At 45.4% G+C, this 7,219-nt stretch carries 6 protein-coding genes; all 6 read left to right on the top strand.

Annotation, left to right across the window (positions count from 1 at the left end; genetic code table 11):
• The first annotated feature begins 133 nt into the window (after positions 1-133).
• Positions 134-1,321, top strand: a complete 1,188-nt coding sequence (galK, locus tag VIN08_RS15590; protein WP_331966946.1) for a galactokinase — start codon at positions 134-136, stop codon at positions 1,319-1,321.
• 3 nt (positions 1,322-1,324) lie between these two features.
• Positions 1,325-2,353 (top strand): UDP-glucose 4-epimerase GalE, encoded by a 1,029-nt coding sequence (galE, locus tag VIN08_RS15585; RefSeq protein WP_331966945.1) that lies wholly within the window; start codon positions 1,325-1,327, stop codon positions 2,351-2,353.
• A gap of 89 nt (positions 2,354-2,442) precedes the next feature.
• Positions 2,443-3,513: a UDP-glucose--hexose-1-phosphate uridylyltransferase gene (locus VIN08_RS15580; protein WP_331966943.1), complete on the top strand. Its 1,071-nt coding sequence runs from the start codon at positions 2,443-2,445 to the stop codon at positions 3,511-3,513.
• Positions 3,514-3,517: 4 nt separating this feature from the next.
• Positions 3,518-4,684 carry an aldose epimerase family protein gene (locus VIN08_RS15575; protein ID WP_331966941.1) on the top strand — a complete coding sequence of 389 codons (1,167 nt, stop codon included), beginning with the start codon at positions 3,518-3,520 and terminating at the stop codon, positions 4,682-4,684.
• A 343-nt stretch (positions 4,685-5,027) separates the two neighbouring features.
• Positions 5,028-6,701, top strand: a complete 1,674-nt coding sequence (locus VIN08_RS15570) for a sodium/sugar symporter (protein ID WP_331966939.1) — start codon at positions 5,028-5,030, stop codon at positions 6,699-6,701.
• A gap of 254 nt (positions 6,702-6,955) precedes the next feature.
• Positions 6,956-7,219, top strand: a 264-nt coding sequence (locus VIN08_RS15565; protein WP_331966937.1) for a helix-turn-helix transcriptional regulator, incomplete at its 3' end; no start/stop codon positions are given.

Below are 7,219 nucleotides of genomic sequence, written 5' to 3'. Positions count from 1 at the left end.
CTATCTCACAGCGAATACGGTACTTCGTATCGTCATTAACATTTTGGGTTAATTGATTGGTTAAGTACCGGAGATCGAAAGGAGTTTGGTCTCCGGTTACTATTTATAGAGGACACCTAAACTTTTTTACGTAGTGGAATTAACCGCACAAGATGTACTGAACAAGTACAGGGAATTATACCCAGGAGAACCGATGGTGGTTCGCTCCCCAGGACGCATCAACCTGATAGGAGAGCATACCGATTACAATGATGGCTTTGTGATGCCTGCTGCCATCGATCGGGAAACCGTTTTTGCTATTGCTGAATCATTGGATGGCAAATCAGAAATATACTCCATCAAATACAACGAATATTATACTGTAGATATGAACAACCCGAAGCCTGCTGCTTCGCCAACATGGGTAAATTACCTGTTGGGTGTGTTGCGCCAGTTTGTTGATAAAGGATATACTGTGAAACCGTTCCGCTGTGTGTTCGGTGGAAATATACCGATGGGTGCAGGTCTCTCATCGTCTGCTTCGGTAGAGTGTGGTTTTGCGTTTGCACTCAATGCACTCAATCATCACAGCATCGATAAAAAAGAATTGATCAGGATTGCACAATGGTCGGAGCATAACTTCGTAGGTGTGAAGTGCGGCATCATGGATCAGTTCGCCAGCATGATGGGTTCTGAGAATCATGTGATATTGCTCGACTGTCGTTCACTTGAGTATCGCTATTCGCCACTTGAATTAAAAGACTTCACTATTGTATTGTGCGATTCTAAAGTAAAGCACTCGCTTGTTGATTCAGAGTATAACACAAGAAGAAATGAATGCGAGCAAGGTGTTGCTATACTCAAGAAACATTACCCCGCTATCAACAGCTTACGCGATGTTACTGAAGACATGGTGCGCAAGCATAAAGATGAGTTGAAAGGAAAAGTATTCGATCGTTGTCTGTATGTAGTGCAGGAGATTGCGCGCGTACAACAGGCGAGTAAAGATTTGGAGAAGCATGACCTGCAGGCCTTCGGCAAGAAGATGTTTGAAACACACGAAGGCTTGTCGAAGCTATATGAAGTAAGCTGCCCCGAGCTCGACTTTTTGGTAGAGCAGGCAACGAAATTTTCCGGTGTAATGGGAGCGCGCGTTATGGGTGGAGGCTTTGGTGGTTGCACCATTAACCTGGTGAAGAAAGATGAAGTAGGTTCGTTCCTTTCGGCAGTGCGCCCTGCGTATGCCGAGAAGTTTGGTATTGCCCTGGAGACCTACATTGTGAATATCAAAGATGGAACAAGCCTGACCAGTAAGTCAATCGAGAAAATTAACTTACTTTAGGGCATGAAGAAAAAAGTATTAGTAACCGGGGGTACCGGATACATAGGCTCTCATACGGTAGTAGAACTGATCAAAGAAGGTTTTGAAGTAGTTATCATCGATGACCTCTCCAATTCGCAGGAAGATGTTCTGAACGGCATCGAAAAAATTTCTGGCGTTCGCCCGGAGTTTGTAAAGTTCAACCTTACGGAAGAAGATAAACTCACCGCTTTCTTTGAAAAGCATCGCGACATTTCATCGATCATTCACTTTGCCGCCAGCAAAGCGGTAGGCGAATCAGTAGAGAAACCGTTGCTATACTATAAGAACAATGTGCTGTCGCTCGTGCTGCTGCTCGAAGCGATGAAGAAGTATAACATTCCGAATATAGTATTCTCTTCATCCTGTACAGTATATGGTCAGCCGGATAAACTTCCGGTAACAGAGGCAACACCCTTCAAGCCGGCAGAATCTCCTTACGGAAATACCAAACAGATAGGCGAGGAGATCCTTCGTGATACCTGCCGCGTGAACAAAGATATACAGGCTATATCGTTACGTTACTTCAATCCCGTGGGCGCACATGAGTCGGCATTAATTGGTGAATTACCCAACGGAGTTCCTGCCAACCTGGTGCCGTTCATTACACAAACCGCAGCCGGTATACGCCAGCAGTTAATGGTGTTTGGTAACAATTATGATACACCTGACGGATCGGCTATGCGTGATTACATTCATGTAGTAGACCTGGCCGAGGCACACGTGATCGCCCTGAAGCGATTGCTCAATAATAAACAGAAAAATAATTATGAGTTCTTTAATCTCGGTACGGGTAAAGGACTTACGGTACTGCAACTCATCCAGGTATTTGAGCAAGTAAATGACCTGAAGCTGAACTATAAAGTTGTTGATCGCAGAGCCGGAGACGTTGAGAAGATCTATGCCGATACAACCCTGGCAAACCAGGAGCTTGGCTGGAAGACCAAACTCGGTGTAGAAGAAATGATGAGTTCTGCCTGGAAGTGGCAGCAAAAGCTATCGAAGAAAGCATAGTATATATAGCAGATTACTCCGTGAACCCTTGACGCATCGTTCGTGCGACTGGTGAAATGGATTTAAGTGAAGAGTATAGATAAAAGGAAATGGCGCAGTTCGATTTAAAAGATCACTCACACAGACGATACAATCCGTTAACAGGAGAATGGGTACAGGTGTCACCACATCGTTCCAAACGTCCGTGGCAGGGACAGGTAGAGAAGACCGGGGGTGAGACATTATTGTCATACGACCCTACTTGCTATCTCTGTCCGGGAAATGTTCGCGCCAATGGAGAAGTAAATCCGAAGTATACATCTACCTATGCTTTTACGAACGACTTTGCTGCGCTGGTAAATGATGTACCTGCCGGAGAATTTCGCGACAGCGATCTGCTCATAGCAAAAAGTGAAGCGGGCATTTGCCGGGTAATTTGTTTCTCTCCGCGTCACGACCTCACGGTAGCGGAAATGGATGTGGCGGGTATCCGTAGCGTTGTAGACCTGTGGATCGATGAATACAGCCAGCTCGGAAAGAACGAAGCTATACAGTATATACAGATATTCGAGAATAAAGGCGCAGTAATGGGTTGCTCCAATCCGCATCCGCATGGACAGATATGGGCGCAGCAATCTATACCGGTAGAGCCTGCCAAGAAACAGGAACACCAGTTGGAATATTTTACACGTAAAGGTGCTACCTTGTTATCAGATTATTGGAAGCTCGAGCAGAAGCACCAGGAGCGAATTGTATTTGAGAACGATCACTTTGCTGTAGTGGTACCGTTCTGGGCTGTGTGGCCTTTCGAAACCATGATACTTCCGAAGCGTGCTATGGCCCGCATCACGGATATGACGGACGCAGAACGTAATGCTTTTGCTGATGCCTATAGACGTATGGCTGCACGGTATGATAATTTATTTGAAGTGTCGTTCCCATACTCGGCTGGCATACACCAGGCTCCGAGCGATGGCGAAGCACATGCCGAGTGGCACTGGCACATGGTGTTTTATCCGCCGTTGTTACGTTCGGCAACGGTAAAGAAATTTATGGTCGGGTATGAGATGCTGGCAAATCCGCAACGCGACATTACTCCGGAATTTAGTGCTGATCGTCTGCGTTCGCTTTCTGATACGCACTATAAACACCGCGTAGTTACTGAGATAGCAAACCCCTAAGTTTATGCGAAAGCTTATAATGTATACCTTACTCGTAAGTGTTATGATGTCACAAGCCTGCAAGAAAAAAGAAGAAACACAGACTCCTCCGGCCGATAGTGTAACCGTTGCAAAAGCATCTGTTACCAAAGCGCCCTTTGGAAAATTGCCAGACGGGCAGGAGGTAAGTATATATACCCTGAAGAACAAGAACGGCATCGAGATGCAGGTGATCAACTACGGTGGTATTGTTACCTCGTTGAAAACACCGGATAAAAACGGTTCGCTCGAAGATATCGTGTTGGGATTCGACTCACTGTCGTCTTACCTGAAAGGTTCACCTTACTTCGGAGCTATTGTTGGTCGCTATGGCAACCGCATCGGCAAGGGTAAATTTAAACTCGATGGGAAAGAATATACCCTGGCGCAGAACAACAACGGCCAGCATTTACATGGCGGACTAAAAGGTTTTGATAAAGTATTCTGGAACATCGAAGAGATTCCATCCACCGAAGGTGTAGCACTGAAGCTTACTTACCTGAGCAAAGACATGGAAGAAGGTTATCCGGGTAACCTGAATGTTGAGGTATTATATACTTTAACAGACGATAACGAGTGGAAGATCGAATACAAAGCTACTACCGATAAGAAGACGATCGTTAACCTGACACAACACGCTTACTTTAACCTGACCGGTAATGTGAAGCGCGATATACTCGATCATCAACTTACGTTGAATGCCGACAAACTGGTGCCGGTAGATAAAGTATTGATCCCGACAGGTGAACTGAAAGATGTAACCAACACTCCGTTTGACTTCAGAACAGCTACCGCGGTCGGTGCGCGCATCAATGATAAAGATCAACAACTGGAAGTAGGAGGAGGATATGATCACTGCTGGGTACTTTCATCGCCCGACAGCGTGAAGCTTGCTGCCAGTGTATATGAGCCAACCACAGGTCGTGTACTTGAAGTATATACTACCGAGCCAGCCATCCAGTTTTACTGCGGCAACTTCCTCGATGGTACATTGATTGGTAAAGGAGGCGTTGCGTACAAGCATCGCTTCGGACTATGCCTCGAAACAGAGCATTACCCGGATTCTCCCAACAAGTCTAACTTCCCCAGCGTAGTACTGAACCCCGGAGAAACCTATATCACCAAAACAACCTATAAATTCCTGACGCGCTAGAGCAAGGAAGAAAATATAGCTAAGAAGCTGTCTCTCAGGGGACAGCTTCTTTTTTTTGTACTGTATTTTACTTCAACATTCGTTGATCGGTGTTCCTTGTTCGATATTCAATTTGCCACTCATCACCATTTCAACCTCTCACAACCAGCCTTGTAGCCAGTAACCAGCGACCAGCGGCTTCTCACGGCTTCTTTGTCGATAATATTTGTCCGGACCGGAATACAACAAGAAATTATTTTGTCGTTTCAAAAAGAACATTCATTTTTATCGATTGAACGAACGTGTGAAGCTCGACTTTACCTAACAACCATTTTGCAAAACCAAACCGAATTTTCCTGAACCTATGCGACAATTACAAACTGTTGACTTCGTAGTCTTCCTGATTTACTTCGTCATTGTAGCCGGCTACGGCTATTGGATTTACCAACGGAAAAAGAAATCATCCACCGATTCAAAAGATTTCTTCCTCGCAGAAGGGTCACTCACCTGGTGGGCTATCGGTGCATCGCTTATCGCCTCGAATATATCTGCCGAACAATTTATCGGTATGTCGGGCTCCGGTTTTAAGATGGGGCTTGCTATTGCAACCTACGAGTGGATGGCGGCCGCTACGCTCATGATCGTGGCGATCTTCTTTATGCCCATCTACCTCAAGAATAAGATCTATACCATGCCGCAGTTCCTCACACAACGGTATGGGCAGACGGTGAGTACCATCATGGCTATATTCTGGTTGTTGTTGTATGTGGTGGTAAACCTGACTTCTATTTTATACCTCGGTGCTTTGGCAGTAACTACGGTATCCGGTATACCTTTCTGGACGTGTATGATTGGTCTCGCTGTATTTGCAGTCTTCATTACACTCGGTGGTATGAAAGTGATCGGGTATACGGATGTAATCCAGGTGTTCTTCCTCATACTCGGTGGTTTGGCTACAACGTATCTGGCGATGAACCTGGTGTCGCAGCACTTCAGCACAGACGGAGTAGGCGAAGGATTTAACCTTCTGATGCAAAAAGCAGACGACCACTTCCACATGGTGTTCGACAAGAGCAATCCAAATTATCTTGATCTTCCTGGTCTTACCATTCTTATCGGTGGTATGTGGATCGTAAACCTGAATTATTGGGGATGTAATCAGTATATAACACAACGCGCACTGGGAGCTGATCTGCCTACCGCACGCAATGGTATATTGTTCGCAGCGTTTTTAAAATTGTTAATGCCGATCATCGTAGTGTTGCCCGGTATAGCAGCCTATGTATTGCACCAGGATGGCATGTTCCAGCAAGAGATGTTAGCAAACGGTGAACTGAATCCTGACCGCGCATATCCCGTGTTATTGAACTTGTTGCCGGTTGGTTTGAAAGGTCTTGCTTTTGCTGCACTTACTGCAGCGATTGTGGCATCACTGGCAGGTAAAGCCAACAGTATATCTACGATCTTTACCCTGGATATCTACAAGAAATTCTTCAATACCAATGCTTCCGAAAAACAGCTGGTATATATAGGTCGCGTAGTGGTAGTAATAGCGATGGTAATCGCGATCATCATTTCTCCGTTCCTCGGTATCGATAAGAAAGGTGGCTTCCAGTATATACAAGAATATACCGGCTTTGTGTCGCCTGGTATATTTGCCATCTTTATACTTGGGTTCTTCTGGAAACGTACCAATGCTGCTGCAGCTATGGCGGCTGCGTTGATCACGTTCCCGTTATCAATCTTCCTGAAATTTTTACCGAAGATGGCCGACCTCTCAGGACTCAGTAGCCTCGGTTTCTCTGCACTGAATAAAGAAACAGGACTGTATGAAATTCCTTTCCTCGACCGGATGGGATTTGTATTCATGTTCTGCGTTATAATAATGGTGATCCTCACATTGATGGATCCGAAAAGCAAAAACAATCCGAAAGGACTCGAAGTGGATGCAAGCATGTTCAAACCGAAAGGAGCCTTCGCGATTGGTGCAACTCTCGTGATCGGTATACTCTCGGCACTATATATTATCTTTTGGTAGAGCCGTTAAGCGTTAACCGATAATAGTAAACCTCGGATAACGTGTTACAAATAATTATTGACAGATAACGGTTACTAATAACGAAGAAAAGTCCTGATGCGAAATCATCAGGACTTTTTTTGTTTATACAATAACTCATTCCACACCTTCCCGTATATGCATACTATAGATTTCTGTTTCACACCCAACCCCACACAAAGACCTCTCGTAGCCAGAGGTTAGCAGCACGCATCTATTTTTCTTATCTTCACTCTATGAATCGCATCGATCGACTTACGGCCATACTCATTCACCTGCAATCTAAACGCGTGGTAAAAGCCGAAGAGATGGCTGAACGTTTTGAGATCAGTCTGCGCACCGTGTATCGCGATGTAAAGGCACTGATGGAGGCCGGTGTGCCGATTGGTTCAGAAGCAGGCAAGGGCTACTTTATTGTAGATGGTTTTCATTTGCCCCCGGTAATGTTTACGCAGGAAGAAGCGAGTGCTATGCTGGTAGCTTCCAAACTGGTGGAGCGC

Source organism: Ohtaekwangia sp. (assembly GCF_036568665.1).
Lineage (GTDB): Bacteria > Bacteroidota > Bacteroidia > Cytophagales > Cyclobacteriaceae > Ohtaekwangia.
This window is presented reverse-complemented; position numbering and strand designations above follow the sequence as displayed.